The sequence below is a fragment of the Rossellomorea sp. H136 genome (genome assembly GCF_056838065.1).
In genome coordinates, this window is the sequence record NZ_CM166371.1 from 991,087 (window position 1) to 1,015,904 (window position 24,818).

The 24,818-nt window shown below is 35.6% G+C and carries 22 protein-coding genes; 15 read left to right on the plus strand and 7 right to left on the minus strand.

What is annotated here, in order from left to right:
* Positions 1-127: 127 nt before the first annotated feature.
* Positions 128-2,002: an acyltransferase family protein gene (locus tag ACYH0O_RS04950; RefSeq protein ID WP_482631411.1), complete on the minus strand. Its 1,875-nt coding sequence runs from the start codon at positions 2,000-2,002 to the stop codon at positions 128-130.
* 340 nt (positions 2,003-2,342) lie between these two features.
* Between ACYH0O_RS04950 and ACYH0O_RS04955 the strand changes: the two genes are divergently transcribed.
* Together ACYH0O_RS04955 and rsiV are read left to right on the plus strand one after the other, a co-directional pair.
* On the plus strand, positions 2,343-2,840 hold the full coding sequence (locus ACYH0O_RS04955; protein WP_482631412.1) for a sigma-70 family RNA polymerase sigma factor: 498 nt from the start codon (positions 2,343-2,345) through the stop codon (positions 2,838-2,840).
* Complete coding sequence (rsiV, locus tag ACYH0O_RS04960) at positions 2,840-3,697, plus strand: anti-sigma-V factor RsiV (protein ID WP_482631413.1); 858 nt, start codon at positions 2,840-2,842, stop codon at positions 3,695-3,697. The genes ACYH0O_RS04955 and rsiV overlap by 1 nt, the downstream gene beginning before the upstream one ends.
* A 367-nt stretch (positions 3,698-4,064) precedes the next feature.
* On the opposite strand, the gene ACYH0O_RS04965 is transcribed toward rsiV, so the two are convergent.
* Positions 4,065-4,799, minus strand: a complete 735-nt coding sequence (locus tag ACYH0O_RS04965; protein WP_482631414.1) for a DUF421 domain-containing protein — start codon at positions 4,797-4,799, stop codon at positions 4,065-4,067.
* Positions 4,800-5,507: 708 nt separating this feature from the next.
* Here ACYH0O_RS04965 and vanR point away from each other — a divergent pair.
* The 6 genes from vanR (at position 5,508) to ACYH0O_RS04995 (ending at position 10,036) form a co-directional block, all read left to right on the plus strand.
* The gene (gene vanR, locus ACYH0O_RS04970) at positions 5,508-6,209 is read left to right on the plus strand and encodes a vancomycin resistance response regulator transcription factor, VanR-F/VanR-M family (RefSeq protein ID WP_482631415.1); all 702 of its coding nucleotides are present in this window, start codon (positions 5,508-5,510) and stop codon (positions 6,207-6,209) included.
* Positions 6,202-7,314 carry a sensor histidine kinase gene (locus ACYH0O_RS04975; protein ID WP_482631416.1) on the plus strand — a complete coding sequence of 371 codons (1,113 nt, stop codon included), beginning with the start codon at positions 6,202-6,204 and terminating at the stop codon, positions 7,312-7,314. The genes vanR and ACYH0O_RS04975 overlap by 8 nt, the downstream gene beginning before the upstream one ends.
* A gap of 105 nt (positions 7,315-7,419) precedes the next feature.
* Positions 7,420-8,307 (plus strand): VanY-A/VanY-F/VanY-M family D-Ala-D-Ala carboxypeptidase, encoded by an 888-nt coding sequence (vanY, locus tag ACYH0O_RS04980; RefSeq protein ID WP_482631417.1) that lies wholly within the window; start codon positions 7,420-7,422, stop codon positions 8,305-8,307.
* Between the two features lie 33 nt (positions 8,308-8,340).
* Positions 8,341-8,976, plus strand: a complete 636-nt coding sequence (locus ACYH0O_RS04985) for a VanZ family protein (RefSeq protein ID WP_482631418.1) — start codon at positions 8,341-8,343, stop codon at positions 8,974-8,976.
* Between the two features lie 457 nt (positions 8,977-9,433).
* Positions 9,434-9,829 carry a hypothetical protein gene (locus tag ACYH0O_RS04990; protein WP_482631419.1) on the plus strand — a complete coding sequence of 132 codons (396 nt, stop codon included), beginning with the start codon at positions 9,434-9,436 and terminating at the stop codon, positions 9,827-9,829.
* Entirely contained in the window at positions 9,830-10,036 is a 207-nt protein-coding gene (locus ACYH0O_RS04995; protein WP_482631420.1) for a helix-turn-helix transcriptional regulator, read from the plus strand.
* A 495-nt stretch (positions 10,037-10,531) separates the two neighbouring features.
* Here ACYH0O_RS04995 and ACYH0O_RS05000 read toward each other — a convergent pair whose 3' ends face one another.
* Positions 10,532-11,401, minus strand: a complete 870-nt coding sequence (locus ACYH0O_RS05000; RefSeq protein WP_482631421.1) for a nuclease-related domain-containing protein — start codon at positions 11,399-11,401, stop codon at positions 10,532-10,534.
* Positions 11,402-12,006: 605 nt separating this feature from the next.
* On the opposite strand from ACYH0O_RS05000, the gene ACYH0O_RS05005 reads away from it, so the two are divergent.
* From ACYH0O_RS05005 to ACYH0O_RS05015, 3 genes are all read left to right on the plus strand, one after another.
* Positions 12,007-12,402 (plus strand): ArsR/SmtB family transcription factor, encoded by a 396-nt coding sequence (locus tag ACYH0O_RS05005; protein ID WP_482631422.1) that lies wholly within the window; start codon positions 12,007-12,009, stop codon positions 12,400-12,402.
* Positions 12,399-12,656, plus strand: coding sequence for a hypothetical protein (locus ACYH0O_RS05010; RefSeq protein WP_149154070.1), 258 nt, complete (start codon positions 12,399-12,401; stop codon positions 12,654-12,656). The genes ACYH0O_RS05005 and ACYH0O_RS05010 overlap by 4 nt, the downstream gene beginning before the upstream one ends.
* Before the next feature lie 590 nt (positions 12,657-13,246).
* Positions 13,247-13,855, plus strand: a complete 609-nt coding sequence (locus tag ACYH0O_RS05015) for a DUF2269 family protein (protein ID WP_482631423.1) — start codon at positions 13,247-13,249, stop codon at positions 13,853-13,855.
* A gap of 206 nt (positions 13,856-14,061) precedes the next feature.
* Here ACYH0O_RS05015 and mleCBF read toward each other — a convergent pair whose 3' ends face one another.
* Complete coding sequence (gene mleCBF / locus ACYH0O_RS05020; RefSeq protein WP_482631424.1) at positions 14,062-14,904, minus strand: CBF family alpha/beta fold macrolide esterase; 843 nt, start codon at positions 14,902-14,904, stop codon at positions 14,062-14,064.
* A gap of 589 nt (positions 14,905-15,493) precedes the next feature.
* Here mleCBF and ACYH0O_RS05025 point away from each other — a divergent pair.
* From ACYH0O_RS05025 to ACYH0O_RS05040, 4 genes are all read left to right on the plus strand, one after another.
* On the plus strand, positions 15,494-16,486 hold the full coding sequence (locus tag ACYH0O_RS05025; protein ID WP_482631425.1) for a zinc-dependent alcohol dehydrogenase family protein: 993 nt from the start codon (positions 15,494-15,496) through the stop codon (positions 16,484-16,486).
* A gap of 141 nt (positions 16,487-16,627) precedes the next feature.
* Positions 16,628-17,545 carry a VOC family protein gene (locus ACYH0O_RS05030; protein WP_482631426.1) on the plus strand — a complete coding sequence of 306 codons (918 nt, stop codon included), beginning with the start codon at positions 16,628-16,630 and terminating at the stop codon, positions 17,543-17,545.
* 285 nt (positions 17,546-17,830) lie between these two features.
* Entirely contained in the window at positions 17,831-18,436 is a 606-nt protein-coding gene (locus ACYH0O_RS05035; RefSeq protein WP_482631427.1) for a GNAT family N-acetyltransferase, read from the plus strand.
* 271 nt (positions 18,437-18,707) lie between these two features.
* On the plus strand, positions 18,708-19,364 hold the full coding sequence (locus ACYH0O_RS05040) for a hypothetical protein (RefSeq protein WP_482631428.1): 657 nt from the start codon (positions 18,708-18,710) through the stop codon (positions 19,362-19,364).
* A gap of 531 nt (positions 19,365-19,895) precedes the next feature.
* Here the strand turns inward: ACYH0O_RS05040 and ACYH0O_RS05045 are convergent.
* The 3 genes from ACYH0O_RS05045 to ACYH0O_RS05055 all read right to left on the minus strand — a co-directional run bounded on the left by ACYH0O_RS05045 (position 19,896) and on the right by ACYH0O_RS05055 (position 24,525).
* On the minus strand, positions 19,896-20,660 hold the full coding sequence (locus ACYH0O_RS05045; RefSeq protein ID WP_482631429.1) for an SDR family NAD(P)-dependent oxidoreductase: 765 nt from the start codon (positions 20,658-20,660) through the stop codon (positions 19,896-19,898).
* A 42-nt stretch (positions 20,661-20,702) separates the two neighbouring features.
* Positions 20,703-21,179 carry a 2,4'-dihydroxyacetophenone dioxygenase family protein gene (locus ACYH0O_RS05050; protein WP_482631430.1) on the minus strand — a complete coding sequence of 159 codons (477 nt, stop codon included), beginning with the start codon at positions 21,177-21,179 and terminating at the stop codon, positions 20,703-20,705.
* Between the two features lie 487 nt (positions 21,180-21,666).
* Positions 21,667-24,525, minus strand: coding sequence for an AfsR/SARP family transcriptional regulator (locus ACYH0O_RS05055; protein WP_482631431.1), 2,859 nt, complete (start codon positions 24,523-24,525; stop codon positions 21,667-21,669).
* Between the last annotated feature and the right edge of the window lie 293 nt (positions 24,526-24,818).

Genomic DNA, 24,818 nt, shown 5'->3' on the forward strand with positions numbered 1-24,818 from the left:
AACTCTAACTTTTGGTGGTCACACCACATCATAGAAAAACCTCTGCAAATGACTTTTTCTAATGTGAGAGGCTGGAGGATTTATACGAATATATTGTTAAGGTTATTCGTATCAATTTGATCAAAAATTATTCTAAATCTAAATGAATGATAGATTGGTTGATGAGATCTGTTAAGGTTTCAATTCCTTTTGGTAACAAATGGACACCGTCTCCTGCAAAATATTCTGGGTGGTCAATTGCTTCGGAATGCCAATCAATCAACGTAACATTCTCATACTCTTGAGATTTTTTATATAATGCTTGATTCACTTTGCCTTCCCATGAGCGCGGAACACGTGTATTGACTAAATAAATATGAGCCTGCGAGAAAGCGCTGAGTAATGTGTCCATTTGATGGTTAGTAAAATAACCATTTGTTCCTAGTTGAATGATGACTGCTTTATCCGGATGATTAAAATCGGCATAACCAGGGGCTAATTTGATAGTTTGTGAAACTTGTCTTCCAATTTTCGCATCAATCGTTATGTCAGGAAATAGTTTTTGCAAGTTTGGAGCAATATCTATCATAACAGAATCTCCAATGGCCAGTATTCCCGTATACGGTTGATTTAGAGGTATATCACTTTTCTCCTTTTGGGGTGTTTCTTTGATCTGTTCGGTTCCTGGTGAAGGATGCTCAGTGCTTTCCTTATTCGTATCGGTATTTTTACTGCCAGAAGGCGCTTCACCACTTATTTTTACTTTATCTGGATATGACACCATTACATCCTTTTGTTCTTCACCTTTTACCATACCCGTGATCCCGGTAATAAACACCAATAGGACTAAAGGGGTGAGCCCCGATACTATCTTTCTGCCAAAAGAAAAGCTTCTCCACTTTATCCTATTGATGACAAAGTACCTCCGAAAACATGATCGGAATCCATGTTTTCGAATCGGCATTTCAATAATACGATAAGACAGTTCCGCAATGATGAATGTAACAGCTAGCTGCAAACCGACACGCCAGTATGCAGGATTTCCTATTTCATAAACGGGAGTGCTCAACACGATCACTGGGTAATGCCATAAGTAGATTCCGTAAGATCTTGTACCTATCCAGCATAGAGGTTTCCAGGCGAGTAATTTCCCTAATAGGCTTGCCGGATGACAAACACAAGCGATCAGGATCGCAGCATTCATACAAATCAGGAACATGCCTCCCCTGTACAAAAACACCTGATATTCATCTACAAATAATACGCAAGAAATGAAGATGACCAATGAAATGATACTTGTTATATTCAGTGTATTGTGAAGCTTGACTGAAAGCTTTTTGGACGAGAGTCTCTTCATTGGCCAAACAAGAGCCAACCAGCATCCAATCAACAGTTCAAATGAACGGGTATCGGTCCCGTAGTAAGCACGACTGGGATCGGTCCCGGGTTCATAGAGCAGAGACATTAACATGGCAGAACAGATTGCACCGCTAAAGACATAAATCGCAAACTTGCTTTGCTTATTAAATATGTATAGACCAATTGCCAACACAATCGGCCAAATGATATAAAATTGCTCCTCTATTGCTAACGACCATAAATTCTTCAACGGTGAAGGGGAGCCAAAACTATCAAAATATGAAACTTCATGAAAGATAAACCACCAATTACTTGTATAAAAAATAGAAGAGATTGCATCTCCTCTTACTGTATGAAGAAGTTCTCTGTTAAATAACGTCACCCAAATGATAGTAAGCAAAATCATGACATAGGCTGCCGGAAGTAGACGCTTCATACGTCCAATCCAAAAATCACGCAAATTAATTGTAAATCGCTGCCCTTGTGCCGGCAACATGATCGACGTGATTAAGTATCCTGATAAAACGAAAAAGATATTTACTCCGAGGAACCCTCCCCTAGCCCAACTGAAGTTAAAATGATAAGCAATAACAAATAGTACAGCTAGAGCTCTAAGTCCATCCAATCCATGGATATAACGGTGATTTGGTTTTTTGCCTGACATAATTTATTCCTCCAATAATCTATACTGCTCCTCAAGGTTGTCATGATATTTAAAATTATGGTTGAGGAGCAAAAATCATCTCCATGAATAGACGTGAACACCCAATCATTTAGTTTCATAAAAAGATAAAGAAATAATAATAAAATACATTATTTTCTATTCAACATAGTTTGCTTAAAGAGATAGAATAGGATGGTCTAATTGTCAAACCCAGAATTTTTTTTAATGGTGGACTGAATTCTCAAATATGCGAATGAAACTTTTTAATGACGTTTCTTCGTCTAAACTTCGAATAGCTTATAAAAATAAAGTATTTTGCAAAAAGGGGCTCTTTGAACTAATGAAGAAAAAAGATGTGAATGAACTATTCGTCACCTGTATGAATGATCACAAAGAGGATTTTTATCGTTTGGCGTTCAGTTATGTAAAAAATCAAGAGGATGCCTTGGATATCGTCCAGGAATCAATAAAAAAAGCACTTCTGTCTATCGATACCATTCAAAAATCAGGATCGATTAAAAGTTGGTTTTATAAAATTGTCGTTCGCACGTCGATTGATTTTTTAAGAAAACAAAAGAAAATCACCCTTGTGGATGATCAAATGATTGAATTTTTAAGTCAGGGAAAAGTAGATGCATACCATGACATTGACCTTTACAATACTTTGGATGAATTACCCACTCAGTACAAAACCGTTATTATTCTTCGCTTCTTTGAAGATTTAAAATTGGAGGAAATAGCGGAAATAATGGATGAAAATGTTAATACAGTGAAATCACGACTTTACAGGGGATTAAAACTATTACGGATCATCATTGCCGAGGGGGAATTAGTATAATGGACAAGAAATTGGAAGCTTTGAGAAAAGAATATAAGAATACACCTATCCCAGATGAATTGGATTTCATCGTGAAAAAAGCCCTCAAGCAAAAAAAGAAAAGAAATGTGAACATGATGAAGCGTCTTATTGGGGTCGGAGCAGCGGCTCTGATATTCATCACAGGGGTCAATGCGAGTCCAAGCCTTGCAAATACATTATCAGGAGTACCTATTTTTGGCTCGCTCGTTAAGGTGATAACTTTTACAGAATTTAAAGTTGATGAGGGAACTTCCAAAACGGAAATAAAAGTACCTGTCATTACGAATATGGAAAATAAAACATTAGAATCCACCTTGAACAAAAAATACCTGGAAGAAAGTAAAAAACTATACAAAGATTTTATGGCGGAAATGGAATCAGTAAAGGAGAATGGCGGAGGTCATCTGGGTGTAGAAAGCGGATATGATATCAAAACTGACAATGATCAAATTCTTGCTATAGGCAGATATGTTGTAAGCACGGTGAATTCTTACTCCGAATATACCTATGATACGATCGACAAGAAGAATGAACTTTTGATAACCTTGCCAAGTTTATTTAAGAATGATAGTTATCTTAACCTGATAAACGAAAATATTAAGGAACAGATGAGGAGACAAATGGAAGCAAACCCCGACAAATTTTATTGGCTGGATGGTGAATTGGGCTTTAAAACCATTGCCAAAGATCAAAGCTTTTATATTAACGATAAAGGAAAACTTGTTATCGTATTCAATAAATACGAAGTCGCACCAGGGTATATGGGTGTTTGTGAATTTACCATTCCGACCGATGTGATTTCCAATGTATTAGCCAGTAAAGAATATATCAAATAGCAGAAATATAACAAAAAATCAGGTGTCGCTCACCTGATTTTTGTTAGTTAGATTTTCTTGAAAACCATGTTAACAACAGGAATCGGTCGCCATTCTTGACTTGGCGATGGCCCTGTTTTCATTGGGTGCTTCTGTTTAAACAGGAGCAAAAGCTGAAGACTACTAATAGGTTTCACTCTTTATTTTTTATGACTTTTTGCGAGTTAGGTCTTGATAATGTAATAAAGTTCGTACAAAATCCTGTATAAAAATTAAAGGGTATTTTTATTCAACAAACGGGCAATTATTTTGATTAAGAATCTACATAAAACCCCATTTATAGTCAGATTTATATAATTAGAAATATAAAAATTCAAACCTGCCTTTTCTAGTGTAGAATAGGTGGAAGGTTTTGAAGATTATTTGTATTTTTTATGCTTACATGTAGTTCATTCATATCGTTAACAGCAGCATAAAAGACATCCTTTACATCGAAAATATTTTTTCTTTCTAACTCCTCATAAAGCCAGGATTCATTTAAATTCCTTGAATTTAGGGCCTTTTCATAAATCTCTCCTTCAATAACTACTGGTACATCAATTCCCTTATTAAGTACATTCGGTTTTGGTAGAATATGTTCGACGCGTGCAACTTCCTTTTCAGGATACAATTTAACGGATAAATTTCCATTTGCTTCAACTATAGCTAATTCAACACCCTGTACATTAAAAATTTTTTGTTCTCTTAACATCTGTAAAATGGTATCAATAGGATACTGTATTTTTTTCATTTTGCTCACTAAAAATTGTCCTTGATAAATAACCATTGTAGGTTCAAATGTTAACAAACGGCCTATTTTACGATTTTTGATTTTCCAAGTTGCAACTAATTTCTGTAGTAAAGCTATTGCAATAACGGCAATCGCTGTATATATATGATTAATCTTTGGGTCTGCAATATCAGCGCCAACTACAGCACCCAAAGTTAAAATGACTAAAAAATCAAACACCGGCAATTCACCTATGGAGCGTTTCCCCATATAAAGTGTTGCAAATAGTGCCAGTGGCAAAATGGTGACAATTCGTCCTAAAATTTTTATTATTTGTAATGTATATTCCATCATATCACCTCATATAGGGAACTTTACATTTTAATATGACACAAATATTTATTATTTATTTACATGTCGAAGAAATATAAAAAAAGCTGTAAAAAAATCTTTATCCCTATAACTTAATTTTTCCACATTTATTTTCTAATATCTCCAAAAGCGAAATGAGGGATATTAAAGTAAATGAAATAAAGCTCTAAGTTATTCATTATAGGGCGCTTTAATTAAAGAAGAACCAAAGGTTATTAGTATCAATTTTATCCATTTTTTTACAAATTTACAGTTGTGTAGTTTTATAAAATAGATGAACGGTTCATATTGTGAAAGAAGAATATAACTTAAAATGTAATTCATGCACAATAAAATATTAACTTAAGAAAAAGTTAAGAATTCCCCCATTATTTTTTTAAGAAATTTCATTTAAACTATCACATAAGTTTATTGACAATTGGAAGTTTTTTTATGAGTAAATATACAATACTCGTAGTGGATGAAGAGAAGGAAATGAGGAATCTCATTGCCGTTATATATAATTTATCCAAAGAGTATTATTATGGAGAAAATAATAGAAAATAAATGAACGCCCTAAATTATTCAATTAGCTGCCACGAATGTTACTATCATGATGATGAAGCGTCCCTACCAAAAAAACGAATTTTTGTCGGTTGGAAAGGCTTGATGGATATTTACTGAATATCACTTTACATAGGAGTGAAATAAATGAAACGTTTATCAATTTTAATAGCAGATGATGAAGAGGAAATTGCAAATCTGATTGCCATCCATTTAGAAAAAGAAGGATACCATGTGATTAAAGCATCGGATGGACAAAAGGCTGTTCGTGTTGTCGAGACTCAGGTCATTGATTTGCTGATTTTGGATATCATGATGCCGAAAATGGATGGATATGAAGTCACCCGCCGCATTCGGGAACAACATAATATGCCAATCATATTTTTGAGTGCCAAAACATCTGATTTCGATAAAGTACAGGGCCTGGTAATTGGGGCAGATGATTATATGACTAAACCTTTCACCCCGATAGAATTGGTGGCTCGTGTAAATGCTCAGCTCCGCCGTTTTTTGAAGCTAAACCAACCTAAAACCGGTACAGAAAATAAAGCCTACGTGGAAACTGGTGGATTAGTTATTTCTCCTGATCAACGTAAAGTTATTCTATATGGTGAAAATATCGAACTTACGCCGAAAGAGTTTGATATTTTGTACTTACTAGCCAGTCACCCAGGGAAAGTTTTTAGTGTGGAAAATATTTTTCAGCAGGTATGGGGCGATGCATACTTTGAAGGTGGGAATACCGTAATGGTCCATATTCGTACATTACGAAAAAAACTTGATGAGGATAAACGGAAAAATAAATTTATAAAAACCGTATGGGGCGTGGGGTATACATTTAATGGGTAATATTCTACGAGGCTTTCGTTCTAAAATGATAATGTTGTTAGGCTTAAGCATGTTGTTGTCTAGCGCCATAACATACTTACTCTTTAAAGGACTCCAATTGTATTATTATTCAAATGTTAATTATGGAGATACACTAGCTTATTTTCGCAATATCATAGGAAATTTTGGTGACCTTAACGTCTTTTTACTAGTATTTACCCTGCTTTCGATATTCTTTTTCTTTTTACTTACAAAACCCTATTCTGCTTATTTCAATGAGATTTCAAAAGGAATTCATTATCTCGCTCAGGGTGACTTTAAGCATCGAGTTCAAATATTGTCAAATGATGAATTTAGTGATCTTGCACAAAGCATTAATCTGGCAAGTGAAAAATTGGAACAAGCCATAGAAAGAGGTGACTTTTCGGAAAGTAGTAAAGAGCAGTTAGTCGTAAATTTAGCTCATGATCTACGTACACCGCTCACCTCCGTTTTAGGTTATTTAGATTTAATCCTTAAAGATGAGAATTTAACGAAAGAACAAGTCAGACATTTTTTAACGATTGCCTTTACAAAATCTCAGCGTTTAGAAAGACTTATTGATGAATTATTTGAAATAACGCGAATGAACTATGGCATATTGCCAATTAAAAAAGATCATATAAATTTAAGTGACCTCCTTAATCAATTAAAGGAAGAATTGTATCCTGTCTTCGAGAAGAATGATTTGATTGCCAGAGTGAATGTGACTCCGCATTTACCTGTATTGGGTGATGGAGAGCTATTAGCACGTGTGTTTGAAAATCTACTTACCAATTCGAATCGCTATGGTAACGATGGCCAGTTTGTGGATATTAACGGCTATATTGATTCTGGGAAAGTGGTTGTTCAGGTTGTGAATTATGGAGATCCCATTCCTCAGGATGAATTGCCCTATCTCTTTGATATGTTTTATACCGGTGACAAAGCACGAACTCATCAAGGAGGTGGCACCGGGATCGGCCTGTTCATTGCCAAGAATATTGTGGAGCAGCATGATGGGACCATTACTGCCGAAAGCAGTATATTACGTACCAGTTTTGAAGTGCGCTTACCGGAGGATAGTGGAAAAAAAGATCAAGTATAAAGTCCGAGAAAAGGATTTAAGAAAAATTTAAAATTTACCCCACTCTTTTTTTAAATAGTTTTCCCTACACTTATAAGCAAATAAGATTAAGGAGGAAACTGATTAATGAAGAAGTGGGGCTTTTTATTATTTTTATTATTTTGCCTAGGGTTAACTTTCGTAAATATGGAACCTCTTTCTGATCCAAAAGTAAAAATACAACACTATGACCAACCTAAAATTGATATAGCAGAGGGTGTAAGAGTTAATAGAGATATCAAAAAAAATGAAATTTCAGAAGATCAAATCTATCAAGGAGATCTGCTTTTGGTCAATAGTGAATATCCTGTTCACCAAGAGAGTATTAAATCGGATATTGTCAATTTATCTGCAAACTATGAATTGGCACAAGGTTACGTGTTGTTAGGCAGTGACATTCATTTGTCAGAGGATGTTGCACATGAATTCTCAGAGATGGTTGCAGCTGCTGAAAAAGATGGCCTTCAATATTTCGCCATTACAAGCGGCTTTCGAGACTTTGGTGAGCAAAGTGTCCTTTATCAAGATATGGGTTCTGCCTATGCCTTGCCACCTGGCTATAGTGAACACAATCTGGGCTTATCCCTTGATGTAGGATCTACTCAAATGAAAATGGCTGATGCACCAGAAGGAAAGTGGATAGAAGAAAACGCTTGGAAATACGGGTTTATTTTACGTTATCCAGAGGATAAAACGGACATAACAGGAATTCAATATGAGCCATGGCACATCCGCTATGTTGGTTTCCCTCATAGCGCGATAATGAAAGAAAAGAACTTCGTTTTAGAAGAATATATGGAATACCTAAAAGAAAAAAAAACCATTTCATCTAGTTTAAATGGGGAAAACTATGAGATTTCTTATTATCCTGTTACTAAAAATACGACCATACATGTGCCTGCCAATCATCGTTATGAAATTTCAGGTAACAATATCGATGGTGTGATTGTGACGGTGTTTCCTGATTCGGAATGAAACTAACGAAATTAATGAAAGGCATTATGGTACATGACTAAAAAAACAGCACTTATTTTTACAACTATTCTTTTTCTTCCATTTTTGGGCGCCTATCTATGGTTTTATGGGGGCTTTGGGCGCTTTTTGCTTATGCTCATGTTTGGAATGGCTGCTTTTGATAGTATCTGGCCAGCCACGGCTCTCTATCTTTTGACCAGTCTGTTTTTTGTGGCTAATATTTATCAGCTTTGCCGTGGGCTTTTTTACAAATGGTTTGTTTGGTTGGAAGGCATCATGTATTTTCTAAGCAGCATGATTTTTATTCTTTTCAAGACTTATGGCGATGGCATTACCGGGGTTAATCTGCAGTGGCAGGCGGTCTTCTGGAATAATACTATAGAAACTTTGGCCAATATCCTGATTTTTATTCCTATTGGTTGGATGCTTTATCTGCTGTTGCGAGGTTTCTGGCGGACAATGTTCGTGGGGGTGGCATTGGTCCTGCTGATTGAGCTCTCTCAATATGTTTTTCGCCTAGGTATCACGGATGTTGTGGATGTGATGACCAACATGACGGGGATTCTGGTAGGTTTTCTAATCATTGCTTTAATCCGACTCTTTGGTGTCAAATTTTATGACAGAGGGATATATTGGGCTTTTAGACGACAAGGTTACAGGCAAGACTAAAACGCGTCTCTTTGACGCTTTTTTAGTTTAAGGCGAACATGACCATGTTTATGTAAGGGGACGTCCAGAATTTGACGAAACCAAAGCTGGACAATTGTCAAAAAGTAGAGAAATCAATATCAAATGAAATTGTAGCTGTGCAAATACGGTTAGATACTGTCAAAAAAGGTTTTGATGTCTCTAAAGAAAGTCGAAGCAGAAACAAAAGCTAATGCCGAAGCTGAAAAGAAGGCAGATGCTTTTATGAAGTAACCAAATCCTAATTTCTCACTTACACTACCGAGAAATTAGGATTTTTTATATTTGGATTTCCCCTAATATTGTAAATCCGCATTTACGTGTTACTCCTCCTTATGGGGAAAACGAAAAATGCTTGAAAGCCTATTGACATAAAAATTTAAAATGTTATATATTTATAACATGAAGTTATATATTTCTAACATAAGGAGGGCTTACTTTGAAAATTAAATTTATCGTTTTAGGGGTTATTTCATTAGGTATTGTGGTAGGTATGCTTATTCAAATTTTCAATATATTGGGGGCTAATGAATATTTATCAGCAGCTTTATTGTTGATTGGTTTAATAAGCTTTGTTGGTTATATTTCATTGATAATGAAAAAGTTATTCCCTGAATTCAAACATGGTTTACCCTCTGATGATGAAAGATCGAAAAAGGTGAGATACTATTCGGCTGGTAGGGCATACTTCTTCTCCTTATATATATGGATTGCTTTACTCGCTTTCCGAAAATACTTGGATAGTGACGACACCTTAATTTTTGGGATATTAGGGATGGTATTGTCTTTATCCTTATCATGGCTTATTACAAAGAATAAGAAAGGCCTCGAATGAATGAAAACGAATATCAAGGAATACAGAGCCAAATACAATATGACTCAATTAGAACTTGCAAAAGCAGTCGGAGTAAGAAGAGAGACAATCAGCTTTCTGGAAAAAGGAGAATATAACCCTTCCTTAAAGCTCGCCATAAAAATTGCTCGTCAATTTCATGTAAGTATCGAAGAAGTATTTATCTTCGAGAATAGTGACTTTGACTAAAAGAAAGGAGGTGAAGGAGATGTTTGTTTATCTGTATCATAAAATGAATAAAACTCAACAAAAATCCACGATTGCAGTAACGGTTACTTTATTGGTAGCTGGTGTTACTTTGCTTTTCGTGTAATTACAGCAAACAGGCAGGGGAATACCTCTCAATATGTATCAAACAGATGTGAAGTTTGGAGGTAATACCCTGTTTGCTTGATAGTACAAAGGCGAATGGTTTAGCCGATTTGTAAGCCACTAACTTAAACTAGGTTGGTGGGATCATCATTAAAACTTTTAACCAACTATATGTAAATGGACAAATGCTTTATTCAAGAATCGGGCACTTGTCTTGAAAATCTGTGCAGAATGGGAAATCAAAATCGTTCTTCCATATAGGGCTTTATCCTCGCATATGGCTATCAGCCCTATCCTTTGACCATTGATCTAAATAATAGAACAATGACAGTGTATCTGCACAGCGACTTTTGATTGGGTACTACATATCTATTAATTAATATGATTAGCGCTTTCGATAAGATGCTTTATATTATTAAGCTGAAAAGCTCCATATATTCTTTTTTGGGATGTAAGTTCATTTATAAAAAACTGTTGTAATTGCTCACTATTTGTAAACCTCTTAACTATGCTGTTATCCGACCAATCGTGTAGCTCTTTTTCATCGTGATTAAAGAATACCAAGAGGTTTACCCACGTTTCAATATCTTGACTTTTTAAATAATTCGATAGGATGACAGCTGTCTGTTGAACTTGACTTATAGGATTTTCATAAGTCTTTAAAGTTAATGCTCCCGACTCATCTTTATCAAATATAAGCGATTCCTCTTTTTCACTGTCTAATAAATCTGCTAAAAAAGAAAATTTGCGGCTGCCCCCTCTTGTCAATCCCATTACTATGTGGCCTTTCCAGTTTATTGTTTCTATTACATATATACCGGTTGATAAAAGTACAAGGTGATCGATCTGCCGGCTATTACCGTTTATTTCTGGTATAAAAATGTTCGGCATAATTATCATTTCATCTGGTGATATGATTTGATTACTAATCAGATCCGATTTGAAGTTTTCTAGTATTTGATGGGTGATGATTTCCCCTTGGTTTCTATAATTTTTCCGTATATCTTCATTTTCTATCATCAACATCTCTATTTTTCGTTTGTAGGTTTCGGACAAACGAATAACCTTCTCATCGAATTTGGCTGCTGACGTTTCCATAGAAGCTTTTTGTAATTCTTTAATAGCCGCTAACTCTTCGTAATGGTTGTTTCTCATATCTTTTTGTTTAGCCTTTTCCTTTTTTACTTTATAAGCTAACCAAGCGACAGAAACAGCAAGTAAAGTAGAAATTAACCAGGTCATTTATTTTCTCCTTAATTTTAATTTTATGGTCCATCAACGAATTGAGGTGCTGGAAACATCGCATTGTTGTATATCTCATTTATGGTGAATTCCGATTCCCAGTATAAGCCGGTAGATATATGTAAGCCTTACAGTCTATACAAAACTTAAATTCTATTATAGGACAAAATTTTTCAATTTTGGAAGATTAGACGGAATTTTCTTAAAATAGATGAAAAGTCGTATGAAGTAAGACTTGATTAGTAGATGAGTGAGAAATGCCGACAATTTTCTTAATTTCGTTTCTGATTCTGACAAGTAATGAAACGATTTCTTGATGATCTAGAATTTCACGCCGTACGCGTCGTCCAACACCTATAAAACAACAATCTTTGCGAAAACCTAAAAAAAGACAAATTAAAAAAGTCGATTCCTTATGGTCCAGGGAGTCGGCTTTTAAATTTATCTGTCCGCTGTTTTAAAGGAGTAAATAGTTGGGATAAACAATACAATTCTACATTGACAAGAAATAGACACCTGTAATATATTTATTACAGGTACACGTGTAAGAAACATATTACAGGTGTGTGTACCTTAATAATCTTTGTTCAGGACTGGAACTTTTGATGAAGGAGGGAATGGGATATTCATGCCTTATACTTATGGATGAAAATAAAGAATTGTCATCATTATTACCTTCTGGAGATGATTTTATTAAAATGCTGGAGGCTTTGTCTAACCCACATCGGTTACAGATCATTGCTCTATTGAAGGGCAGACGGATCTATGTCAGCCAGCTTGCACGTGAGATGGAAATGAGTCGTCCACTGCTTTATATGCACCTCAAACGGTTGGAGAATGCTGGGTTAGTCGCAAGCAACTTAGAGTTATCAGAGGATGGAAAGGCAATGAATTATTACGAAATCACACCATTTTATTTGCAGATAACTCCAGAAAACATAGCCGAAGTTACAAAAACATTAACCATTAAAAAATCTAAAAGTGAGGGGAAAAGAAAATGACCATGGATTATGCAGGAATGCTATTTGCCTTTGGAATGATTTTATTATTTACTGTGGTAGGAGTCGTTATCGTAACACAATTTTTCAAGAATTCACGGGCAAAGTCAATGAATAGTCGTGAAATCGCCAGAGATGAGGAATATCGCAAGCTTGCCGAAGAATCTATCTTGGTACAAAAGAAAATGTCCGAAGATTTAACTGACCTCCGTGAACGTGTAGCTTCTATGGAAAAAATGATTCGAGAAGTAGAATGAATCGAAGAATCTAAATCATCTATCTAATGTAGCTGGCTACATGATCTTTTTAATTGGCTCTTTTCGCAAAGATTGTTGTTTTCTAGCATAGAATCTGCCAGGGCTCTGTCAACCAGTTTATGCTGGATGGTGAGGGGAACTCCTCCGCTTGCAGCTAGCGTTCGGCCGAGCCTCCTCAGCTTAAGCTTAGCTGAACGGGGTCTTGGCACGCCAAAATCCGCCGGAGTCTGCGCAGTTCCCCTCACCATCTTTAACAGAATTTTCATGACAGAGCTTCAAGGTATGCAAGAAAAAAACTTCTTTCTAAAGGTAAATCAATCTCTACTTACCTTAAATGAGATTGTTTGCTAAATTCTTGTTTTAATTGTTTTCCATTAAGGATTCATGCTCAGAAAGTTGATTGGAGCGGAAGGATGCTCGACTCCTGCGGGAATAGCTGGACAGGTGAGACCCCGCAGGCGCAGCCGAGGAGGCTCACCGCCAGCCCCGCGGAAAGCGAGCATCCTGGAGCGGAAATCAACTATTACTTTCTCCTCTACAATAGCAACCAACTATACAAAAAGAGCCTTTTAATTACAGGGGGAACATAATTGAGATTATTTTTTGATTTATTAGTGATTCTTGTCATTCTATTATCCATCGTTGGAGTACTAACATGGTTTGGGAAGAGAAAATCGAAAAAGTTAAGTATGAAGGGGAAAAATGGGTGGCTCATCGCTCATATCATCTCGGTAATTATATATTTCAGCGGCATGTTTGGCACGCTCCTATTAGCACTTTCTACAACCTTTATAACAGACCAAGATCTTATCTATGCTGCACACTTATTTATCCAATTTTTTGATTGGTTTTTAATTATTCCTGGTGCGTTTACTTCTCTTATTACAGGAGTTTGGTTAGCTGTACGAACCCATTGGGGAATGACGAAGCATTATTGGGTGATGGCGAAATGGATCGGAAATATTGTAGCGGTAACGTTTGGTGGTAATTTCATGAGAATGTGGATACATGATAATTTTAAACCAATATTCTCTAGTTCACTTCATCCTTTACAAAACCCTCTATATCTTGAAAATCGAGAAATGTTATTTATAGGAACAGCGATCAGTTTTTCAATCTTGCTTTTCTTGGCTGTCATTTCATATTTAAAACCATGGGGAAAAAGGAAAGATCAGAAGAAGGCAAAATTACAAAGTTAACAATCTTTTGCTTTCTAATAAAGGATTGTGCACATGACATGGCATAATTCAACAAGAACAGTTACTAAGTTATTCAATTACCGGACACTTTTCTGTAACAAAGAAAAGTGTCTTTATTAAATAGCGCCTGATAGTGAAGTGTAGAAAGCCCAATATCTCATTATACACTGAGAAATTGGGCTATTAATTTATATAGGGGTAACCATTTATCGCGAACTATGATTTATAACTGAATCTATAATTTGATCCCAGTCTTCACTATGAATCTCATGCCCTGATCCATCAAGAGGCACTAATTCAGCATGGGGAATGGATTTCGTTAGAGCGAGACCATGCTCGTATGGTAGAGCTGGATCTTCTGTACCATGAATAATGAGCACTGGGACACTGATTTCCCCCATCCTATCGTAGTACTCGCCTCCGCCTTGCAGCATAGCATGATTAAATCTGCTCGATAGCTGTTTGGCACGATCTGCTTCTCTTTCCGCAAGTCTATATATTCTTTCCTGCTCAAAAGGTTTGGAACCAGCTAAAGTTTTCCATCCATCCGCAAGATAGGGAATGACTGCTTCTCGGTTCGACCAATCTATGGAAGCACTTTTCGCATGGTGATCCAGTATGCTCTGATCCATTGGAGGCAATTTTTCCATCTCAGTCCCAAACACACTAGATGCAATAAGCGTAAGCGTAAATATGCGTTCTGGATATCTTAGGGCAAGAATCTGGCCAATCATACCACCCAAAGAAATACCGACGATATGAGCCTGCGCTATGGAATATGCATCCAGGACTCCAACCGCATCGTCAGCCATGTCCGTTATGGTATAGTTGGAAGTACCGGACTCATAAATCGTCGATCGTCCCAAATCCCGATGGTCGTACCGAATAACAAACCTTCCTTGATCAGCGATGCGGAGACAGAAGTCCTCATCCCACCAGTCTAAAGAAGACATCGCTCCCATGATTAAAAGCATAGCAGGGTCCTTTGGATTTCCAAAACTTTCAGAACATATCTCTACATTATTTATTTTCAGTATCTTTTCACTCATGTTTTTTACCTCCGTATTATTTATTATCTAAATCGCCGTTACTAAGGCGCAGAAACAATAAACTCTTTCCGGAGCATGATTGGCCTGCACCTTTAATTATCGCAGTCGAACCCACTTGATAATCATGACGAGGCCTCCTTTTGAATGTAATTTAACAAGGGATTCATCCCTATATTTATTAATATATCATAGGGGAATCACCTCTTATACCAAAATTTTCTTGCGTTTTTTAAATCTCATTTTCTGCTATACACCTATTTCTTTTCATTTTAGGTAGTTGAAAAGAAATGTTTAACCGTGAGTACCTATAGAACTATGACATTGTAACATCACTGGCGCATAAGTACTTTAACAACAATTATTTCACTTTAATGATTTACATTGATGTTCTTTAAGTTGGTAAGAAAAGCAGAATCTTTATAACTGTATAATTGAGATGCTAGAAGGTTCCTTCCAAGGCGGCTGATTGAAGCTCCTCAGTTGTCTCATTATCGTGCCATTAAATTGAATAAGCTTTTGGATTACGCGGTAGTTATTATAGGTGTTATAGTAAAAATATATCTGTTATAGAGTAAGGGGACATATTGTTTTGAATGCAAAATGTATTAAATACTATGAGTTCGGTAGCCCGAAAGATGTGTTAAAAGTTGAAAATAAAAGCATAAATCCACCCAAAGATAGAGAAGTCCTTGTTCGAATGTTAGCACGACCTATTAACCCTTCTGACTTAATACCGATTAGAGGAGCATATTCACATCGAATATCTTTACCGAATATTCCTGGTTATGAAGGAGTGGGTATTGTAGAAGAAGTAGGTCCATTAGTTTCAAAACATCTTCTTGGGAAACGTGTTTTACCTTTACGTGGTGAAGGTACTTGGCAGGAATTTGTTATATCCCCAGCAGATTTTACAGTTGCTATACCTGATTCGATAGATGATTTTACGGCATCACAAATGTATATCAATCCAATTACAGCGTGGGTGACTTGTACAGAAATTCTAGAATTAAGACCGAATGATGTTTTGTTGGTTAATGCGTGCGGTTCTTCTATCGGGCGTATTTATGCTCAATTATCCAAGATATTAGGTTTTCGATTAATAGCAGTCACTAGAAACAATAAATATACTGAGGAATTGCTTCATCTCGGTGCAACTGATGTCATTGATACATCTAAAAACCCACTATTTGAAACGGTTATGGAGTTAACTAATGGGGTGGGTGCTGATTTTGCTATTGATTCTGTTGGAGGATCATCAGGGAACGAATTGGCTTTTTGTGTACACTCTAATGGTCATTTTTTAACCATCGGCCTTTTATCTGGGATACAAGTAAATTGGGCAGATATTGTAAATAAAGCAAAAGTTAATGCTAATATGTTTCATTTAAGGAATTGGAATAAAAATGTCTCAGTAAATAAATGGCAAGAATCCTTCAGTCGTCTAATAAGCCTAATTGAAAGAAAAGAGTTACGTTTAATGAGTATAGATTTAACGGATGACTTGCAGAATGTTAAAAATGCTATCGATGTTGTTGAATTTTCTAAAGAGATCAAAGGGAAAGTATTATTAACAAGCTATTGAATTAATTCTTCTTTAATTAACGTGCGTGTTAAGCTGGCTATATTCTTGTATAAGAGAAGGAAATATTAGAAAGTGAACCGAAGTTATAAGTTATTCAATGAACAGGGAGTTAGTTATACGAGATCATTAGGAGGAATTACAGTGTTAAAAACAAATCAAAAAATCGTTCCGCATTTATGGTATGAAAAGGAAGCAAAAGAAGCAGCTGAGTTCTACGCTTCGATATTCCCGGACTCAAAAATTACGGATTTGACAACGATCCACGACACACCTTCAGGCGACTCCGATATTGTCTCTTTTGAGCTTTGGGGGCAGAAGTTCATGGCAATCAGTGCAGGACCTTTGTTCAAGTTCAATCCATCGGCGTCTTTCATTGTGAATTTTGATCCATCGCGAGAAAAGGACGCGAAAGAGAAAATAAATGAGGTCTGGGACAAATTGTCCGAAGGTGGCACAGCGTTAATGCCATTTGATAAGTATCCTTTCAGTGAAAAGTATGGCTGGATTCAAGATAAGTATGGTTTGTCCTGGCAATTGATCCTTACCAATCCAGAAGGGGAAGAGCGACCTACAATAATGCCCTCATTAATGTTTGTCGGCGATAAATGCGGCAACGCGGAAGAGGCGATTAATTTTTATTTATCAGTATTTGAGAACGCAAAGCAGGGACTTATCGCCCGTTACCCTGAAGGCATGGAACCAGACAAAGAAGGAACAATCATGTTTTCTGATTTTATGCTTGAAAATCAGTGGTTAACCGCAATGGATAGCGCGCATGAGCACAAATTCGGTTTTAACGAGGCACTCTCATTTATGGTGTACTGCGACACACAAGAAGAGATTGATTACTACTGGGAAAAGCTTTCTGCGGTTCCTGAAGCCGAGCAATGCGGCTGGTTGAAAGATAAGTATGGCGTATCCTGGCAGATTGTGCCGAGTGAGATGGATGAGCTGATGGGCAAGGGCACACCGGAGCAACTTGAGAGAGTAACGAAGGCATTTCTTAATATGAAGAAATTTGATCTAGGGGAATTACAGAAAGCATACGAGGGAAAATGAGGCGAAATGCACAAATGAAACTAATTTCCCTTGATTAATGATAATTTTACATCAGAATATTATGGACTATCAGGCGCTTATCCAGCACAAGGAAGCGTCTTTTTTAATGGTATTAAGAAGGGTTTGTGCTAATAAAATAGAAAATAATAGTAGCTTAATTAAAATATAGGATAATCAAATAGATCGTTATGCCAATGAGAGAACCAATCAATGCTCTATATGCTTCAAAGATTTGAGTTTTTAAAAACCGACCTGAAACATTCACAAAGAATAGAGGGATAACCTATGAATATTATTCGTGCAAGTGAAGCAGAAAGAAATATAAGAAATGAGATGAGTACAATCTTTGTAGACGGATTCTATCAATGGCTGAATTATTTTTCAAAGGATAAGGCTAAACTTTACAAGACATTTGCACATATGTTTAACGAAGAAGTCTTCTATACGGCTTTAGTTGACGATCATATTGCGGCTATAGCGGCCTTCACTACAAACAATATACCTTCTGTAAGATTGAAATATAGTGAATTTAGAAAGCATCTCGGCTTATTCATGGGTAGTATTGCTTATGTTATTCTCAAAAATGAATTTGAGAAAAAGCAATATCCCTTTCAAATAACTGAAAATATGGGTGCAATAGAGTTTGTGGCAACGTCGGAAAATTATAGAGGGCAGGGTGTGGCGACCGAACTGCTAAAATCTGTAATAAATTCAACTTCATACCACGAATATATCTTAGAGGTAGCAGATACCAACTTAAGTGCCATCAAGCTTTATGAAAAACTGGGTTTTGCAGAGTTCATGCGTATACCTCAAAAGCACAGTGAAAAAAGTGGTGTCAATGATCTTGTCTATATGAAGCATGTGAAGGTGAAGGAAGTTGAGGCCTGAGAGCCTATCTTCTGATGATTGAATGTGTGATTACAGGTTCCATGTTTTGTATCAGTTTCAGATAACTGTACTTTTGTAAAAAGATCAGAAAAAATCATTGCCTTACTCCGTAAAAACAGGAAAGCGTTTTTCTTCAAGGAAAGGGCCAATTTGTGGAATATGGAAAGGAATTAAAGGAAAATAATTTGAAGTTTTAAGTTATACAATGAACAAGAGGCTTTCATATTTATAGGTAGATGAAATACAAAAGGGAAACATGGGGGGAGCATATATGTTAAGGAGCCAACTTATTTCTGAACTAGCAAATAAGATATTAAGTTTAAGAATAAACCATCCCTTTCGTGTTGGAGTTAGTGGCATAACAGCATCAGGAAAAACAACTCTCGCTAATGAGCTCGCGAAGGAACTTCTTGGCAGAAATAAGAAGGTTATTAGAACAAGCATAGATAATTTTCATAATCCAAGAGATATTCGTTACAGAAAAGGGAAGGAATCAGCTCTTGGCTATTACGAGGATGCCCATGACTACGAGTCCTTTAAGCAAAGACTTTTAATTCCTTTAGGACCGGACGGAAATCTTCATTACCAAACCATCTCTTTAGATTTAGCAAAGGATGAGTTTGTTAATTCAGAAATAAAAGTAGCAACCAAGGATATGGTTTTAATTGTAGATGGGACCTTTCTATTCAAGAAGGATTTGTGTAACCTATATGATTATAAAATCTTCATTAATACTGACTTTGAATTAGCAAGAAAAAGAGGTGCTAAACGGGAAGAACGAGCTTTTGGAAGCTATGAAGAAGCCGAAAAAATGTTCATTAAAAGATATCATGCAGCTTCGAAACTCTATTTAGATCAACATTCACCTCAATTGAATGCGGATGTAGTCATTAACAATAATAATATAAATGATCCAGATTTTGTTTAGAAAAAAACCTTTTCTTCTATCGCTACAGGAGGTGTTAGCTGAAGAAGAAGTTCATGTTGGTTGGTAATATGTAATTTTTACAAAAAAAAGGGGTCGGTCGTCTGAACCGAGCCCTAAAATGAGATTCACTTGGAAAGAAAGAAACACTTAGGATATTTCCTAATACTATCTTATGTTTTCTTTATTTGTTTGCTTGTGTGTATGCGGATATAGACTGATTCTACGTAACAACTGCAAATTTAAATACTAAATTGTTGTATCTTTATTGTTGTTTTCTAACATAGGATCTGCCAGGGCTCTGTCAAGCAGTTTGTGCTGGATGGTGAGGGGAACTGCCCCGTGGAAAGCAAGTACCACTCGCTGCAATCAACCACTACTCGCTTTTTCAAAAGCAACAAAGTTCACGAAAACAGCCTTAATATAAGATTAATACTACAGAACTATAGAATTTGATACAAAGATATAAAGTTTCCTAAAATAATATAAATAACCCCATTTAGAAATAGTACAAATGGGGTTATGCAAAACGTTTTAAACCTGTTGGCTACAGCTTGTCCAAATCCCATGACTTATTCCGGAGGTTAAACCGCCATCGATGACATAGGATTGTCCAGTGATAAAAGATGCTTCATCAGAGCATAAGAAATGTACAAGTGCTGCAACCTCTTCAGCTTTCCCAAACCTCCCAAGAGGTGTAATAACGTTATTAACAGCGCGCTGAGAAGAAGCATTTTCTTGTTGAATCATCGGAGTCTCAATGGTTCCAGGGCAAATACAGTTCACTCGTACATTTAGAGGTGCCATTTCTAATGCCGCGGTCTTTGTCAATCCAATAACTGCATATTTAGATGCAACATAAGGTCCATATGTTAAAACACCTTGTAATCCAGCAACAGAGGCTGAGTTGATAATAACTCCACCATGTTGCAAATATTTTGCGGAATGCTTTATTCCAAACATTACACCTAATGTGTTAATGGAAAATGCTGTTTCAAAAACAGATGAATCTTCCTCTGCCATTACTTTTCCACCTGACCCGATACCTGCATTATTAAATAATATGTCTATTTTCCCGTACTTTTGATACGTAGTTTCGATCAGTTCTTGAACCTGTTTTTCGATAGAGACATCCGTTGGAATATAAGTTGCACCTATTTGTTCAGCAATGTCTGAACTCTCCTTGATATCTCCAATGATAACAGTAGCACCAGCTTCCACAAATCTTTTCGCAGTAGCTAGGCCAATACCTGATCCCCCACCTGTAATAATGGCAACTTTTCCTTGTAAAGAAAACATATTGTTACCTCCTAGAAATAATACGAACTATATTATAATAGGTTAAAATTGGGTTACATCTACAGGTACAGTCCCGGTTGTCTGGCAATATTGATGGTACATATTAATTGCTGCTTCTGCATTTAAAATATAAAGTGTTTGACCTTGTTCATCTAGGATTTCTAAAGCACCGTCAATGATTACAAACGTAACAACTTCACCGAATTCTGGATAATTAATGGGTGTATGAGTTGAACAGGCTGGTTCATATACTACGTCTCCAGGTCCGGAAATCCATTTGTCTTCTTTATATCCCCATTTTCCACTTACTGTATATACAATTACCGTACCATGATGTCTATGTGAAGGAACTGGTGAGCCATCAGCAGGATATCTAACTAGAACGACAAATTGACCAGTAATGGGATTAACTTTACAAACCTTCATCTCCATAGAACCCATGCCTGTTGGAATCCAAGGCAGTGAATCTGAATTTACATAATTTGCGTCAAGTACATTGTTCTTAGTAACCTTTGTCATTTTCTTCTCTCCTTTGAATGATTTTGACCACTTTAAATGGTATTACAGCTATAGTAATCTTTGATTCTTACTGATTTCTTACAGAAAATTATTTATTTTCAAAATAATCAGCGTAGTGTATCAAGGAGCTTACTAATAAAAAAGCGAGAGGCTGGGACAAAACTAAAAAACCACGATAAAAAGACGAACAATAGAAGTGTAGGTTCTTCATACCGCTAATGATTTCCGTGCAAGACTACGCTTTCCGCGGGTAGCCCGTGAGCCTCCTCGGCAAGCCTGCGGGATCTCACATAAGCTACTCTTCCCGCAGGAGTCTTCGTCTTGCACTCCAATCAACCGCTGGAAACAGCTAAAATCAAGTTTCGAAAATAAATAATAAACCCGAACAAATCTGCACACTAAGAAGCAGATTTGTTCGGGTTTGACTTAGGCTAAAAAACTTTTGTCCCAGCCTCTCGTCAAATAAAACCATGATTTCATAATTGCTTTATACAGTAAAAGAATAGTGAGAGAAGAGGTTATTCAATTTCGAGCGGACATCTATCCCGAGCTCATTTTCAACAAATTTTATGTTTCTAGCTGCCACATTTTTTGCTTGTAGGAATAAATGGTTATTAAGCAATTTTTTTATATATTCAATATATAATTGTTCTTGATAAGGATCCTCAAGTAATATTTTCTCGTAGTATTCAATCCCTTTTTCATTATCTGAAGATTCCCAATGAAAATCAGCTATTTTTCTTAACAAGTGAATATATTCTGTTCTGAGTTTTTCTCGTTCTTGCTCCAAAAAGGGCTCATATGGATACTCTTCGAAAAAATGTCCCTTATACAACTTTTCGGCAGAGAGGAGGGTTCTCATTTGCATGGATTGATTAGAGAGGTTAACACTAACTAGCAGCTCTTGAAAATGATCGACATCTAAATAAAGGTTTTTATGATTAAAAATATAGTGGTTATCTATTTGACTAATATATTTCGAATCTTTACCAGATTGCAATTTCGGTTCTAGTGATTTTCTTAATATGGATAAGGCAACATAAAAATGATTATTTATAGTGTCAATTGAACTTTCAGGAAATATATTATCTAGTAAAATGTCTTTTTGTATTTTTTTTCCCCTGTTTACAATCAATAATTTTAGAAGTTGCAAACTTGCTTTTCGTTTAATATGCACTGGTTTTCCATCATAAATAATGTTGAATTTGCCAAATACATTTATGGATAAAGATGATTTACATTTGGATACAGGATCATTTATTATGATTTTCCGTGTGGATTCCTTTCTTTGATTTTTGAAATTTGAGTAATTTTTTTCATTACTAATGGAAATCAATTCTTTTCTTTTTTCACTAGCTTTCCTCAAATCACCTTGTAGCTCAAAAAGATGAATTTGATTATCAATCGTTAAACAGCGGTAATATGAAAAATATTCAAAGGAAGTGTATGCTTTATTTAAATAATATTCTGCTTTTTCCAAGTTATTTGTAGTTAATAGACTTTGACCTAATTGGAGGTAGGATCCACCTAGATCAAGGTCATTGCCAAATTTCTCAGCTTTTTCAACACCTATATTTGCTGTAGATATTGCTCTGGAATAATCTTTCTTTAAGAGTAATAATCTACTCAAAGAATAGTAGTAATAAACGCTTCTGGCATCATCCTCTTTAGTGCTGTCCAGCAAGACTTTCATTTGTTTTAATAATTGGTCCGCATTCTCCATTTGATTTTGAAAGATTGAGATTTCAGCAACCTTCCATAAAGCATATATTTGACAGTGAATAATTTGAAACTTTTCAGATAAAAATAATCCGTCTTTTGCATACTTTTCAGCTTCTAATTGATTTCCTAAGCATAATGATATTTCAGAAAGACCTAATAGATTCAAAATGGTAATAACGTTGATACTCCTGCCCTCACTGTATTCCAATGATGATTGAAAAAGGGTTTTCGCTTGATCAAATTCTCCTTTTTGCCGATAAATAGAAGCTAAAAAATAATAAAGGTGACATAATTGATGATGATTGTTTGTATTTTCTAAAACAGTTATATATTTTTCAATCGGTAATACTAGTTGGTCCAAAATGGATAATGGGATTGAACGAAAGAGAAACACAGTGTCAAAAGGTATAGAGTAATGTGAATAGGTATAAGCACTTTCTAACCAATTAGAGATAAGAACAAAAAATTGGTCCGGATTATATCTTTTCTCAAGCATTCTAATTAATCGTGTGGCTTTGTAGTAGTTTTTCCCAGAAACAAAGTGTGCAAAGGATGAAAAAAATTGGGACTTATTTTTATACACTTCGGCTAACTTAAGATGATACTCTTCGATAGGTAAATGAGACTCATTAAGTGAATATATTAATTCCTCATACAAAAAAGTTCGAAATAATGGATGATAACGAATTGACCTTTGTTCATCCGCATATACAAATAAATTCCAATTCATCAGATATTCAACATACTCTTTTGCATTATTAATATCAAGGTACAAATTTATTGTTGATTCGTCCAAATCATTAAGAAGAGAAGTTTGGTACATAAAATTTTTCAATTCTGGTGTAAGGGTTTTCATTAGTTCGGAATGAAAATAGTTTCTTATTTCTTCTGTTAAGGAAAAGTTTGCTATCAAATTCTTCCTTTCTTCTTCTGACAAATTCACTATGGATTGAAGGATTAGTTGAATGCCAGTAACCCAACCTTTTGTATGGTGATGAATCATGTTAAGCTCAAAATCCGTTAATTGAATACCATGTTGAGTTCTAATGAATTCATCTGTTTCTTTGATAGTGAAAGCTAACTGGTCTTTAGAAATTTCAATATGCTTTCGACGTACTTTTAACTTAACCGGAATTGCATTTGGTTGAGTGTGTCCAATGAAAAAGAACGTAATTGAAGGGGAAGAATATTGTAACAGTTCTGTTAGAAGGGTTTGTACCTCCATATTCTGTTCTAGAATATGGTAATTGTCCAATACAATAAATAATGGATCTACTCTATTTGAAATAGTAGATAAAAAAGAGTGGAATTCTTCTTCAAATTCTTTAACATCTGATTGGGAAGAATGCACTTGGTTGTCGGTAATCTTCATTAAACCTCTATGTAAATAACTAAGAAAATGAAGGGGGGATTGATCAGTTTCATCCAGATTGTACCAAATTGTTGGGGTGTTTTTCTCTTTAACAAACTCTGAAATCAGAGTAGTTTTTCCATAACCAGCATCTGCAGCAATAGAAAAAAAAGAATAATGAATATGCATATCAAGAAAAGTGTGTAAACGCTTGCGCGAATAAAAAGAAGAGTTAATGGGTACTGACAATTTATGTTCAAATATTCTTGTCATTTATTTTGCAGTTCCTTTCTATTCAAGTCTAATTGACCTGATTAACAGGATTATATAAATTAAAGAAATCCATTTATCAGGCGAGAGACTTTAGGATGAAAAAATACGCATTATATTAAATTATAATTTTTTTCTGATTATTCAGCAAGGTCTCATTCAATTTTGATGAAATTGGATTGTTGGAACCTAGTTAGGGTGAAGAGAGGGGTATTTATTATTCGATTTTAGAGTGTAACTATTAATTAGAAAAAATCACTCCATTAGAAATGGGTGATTTTTTCATGAAGAACTAT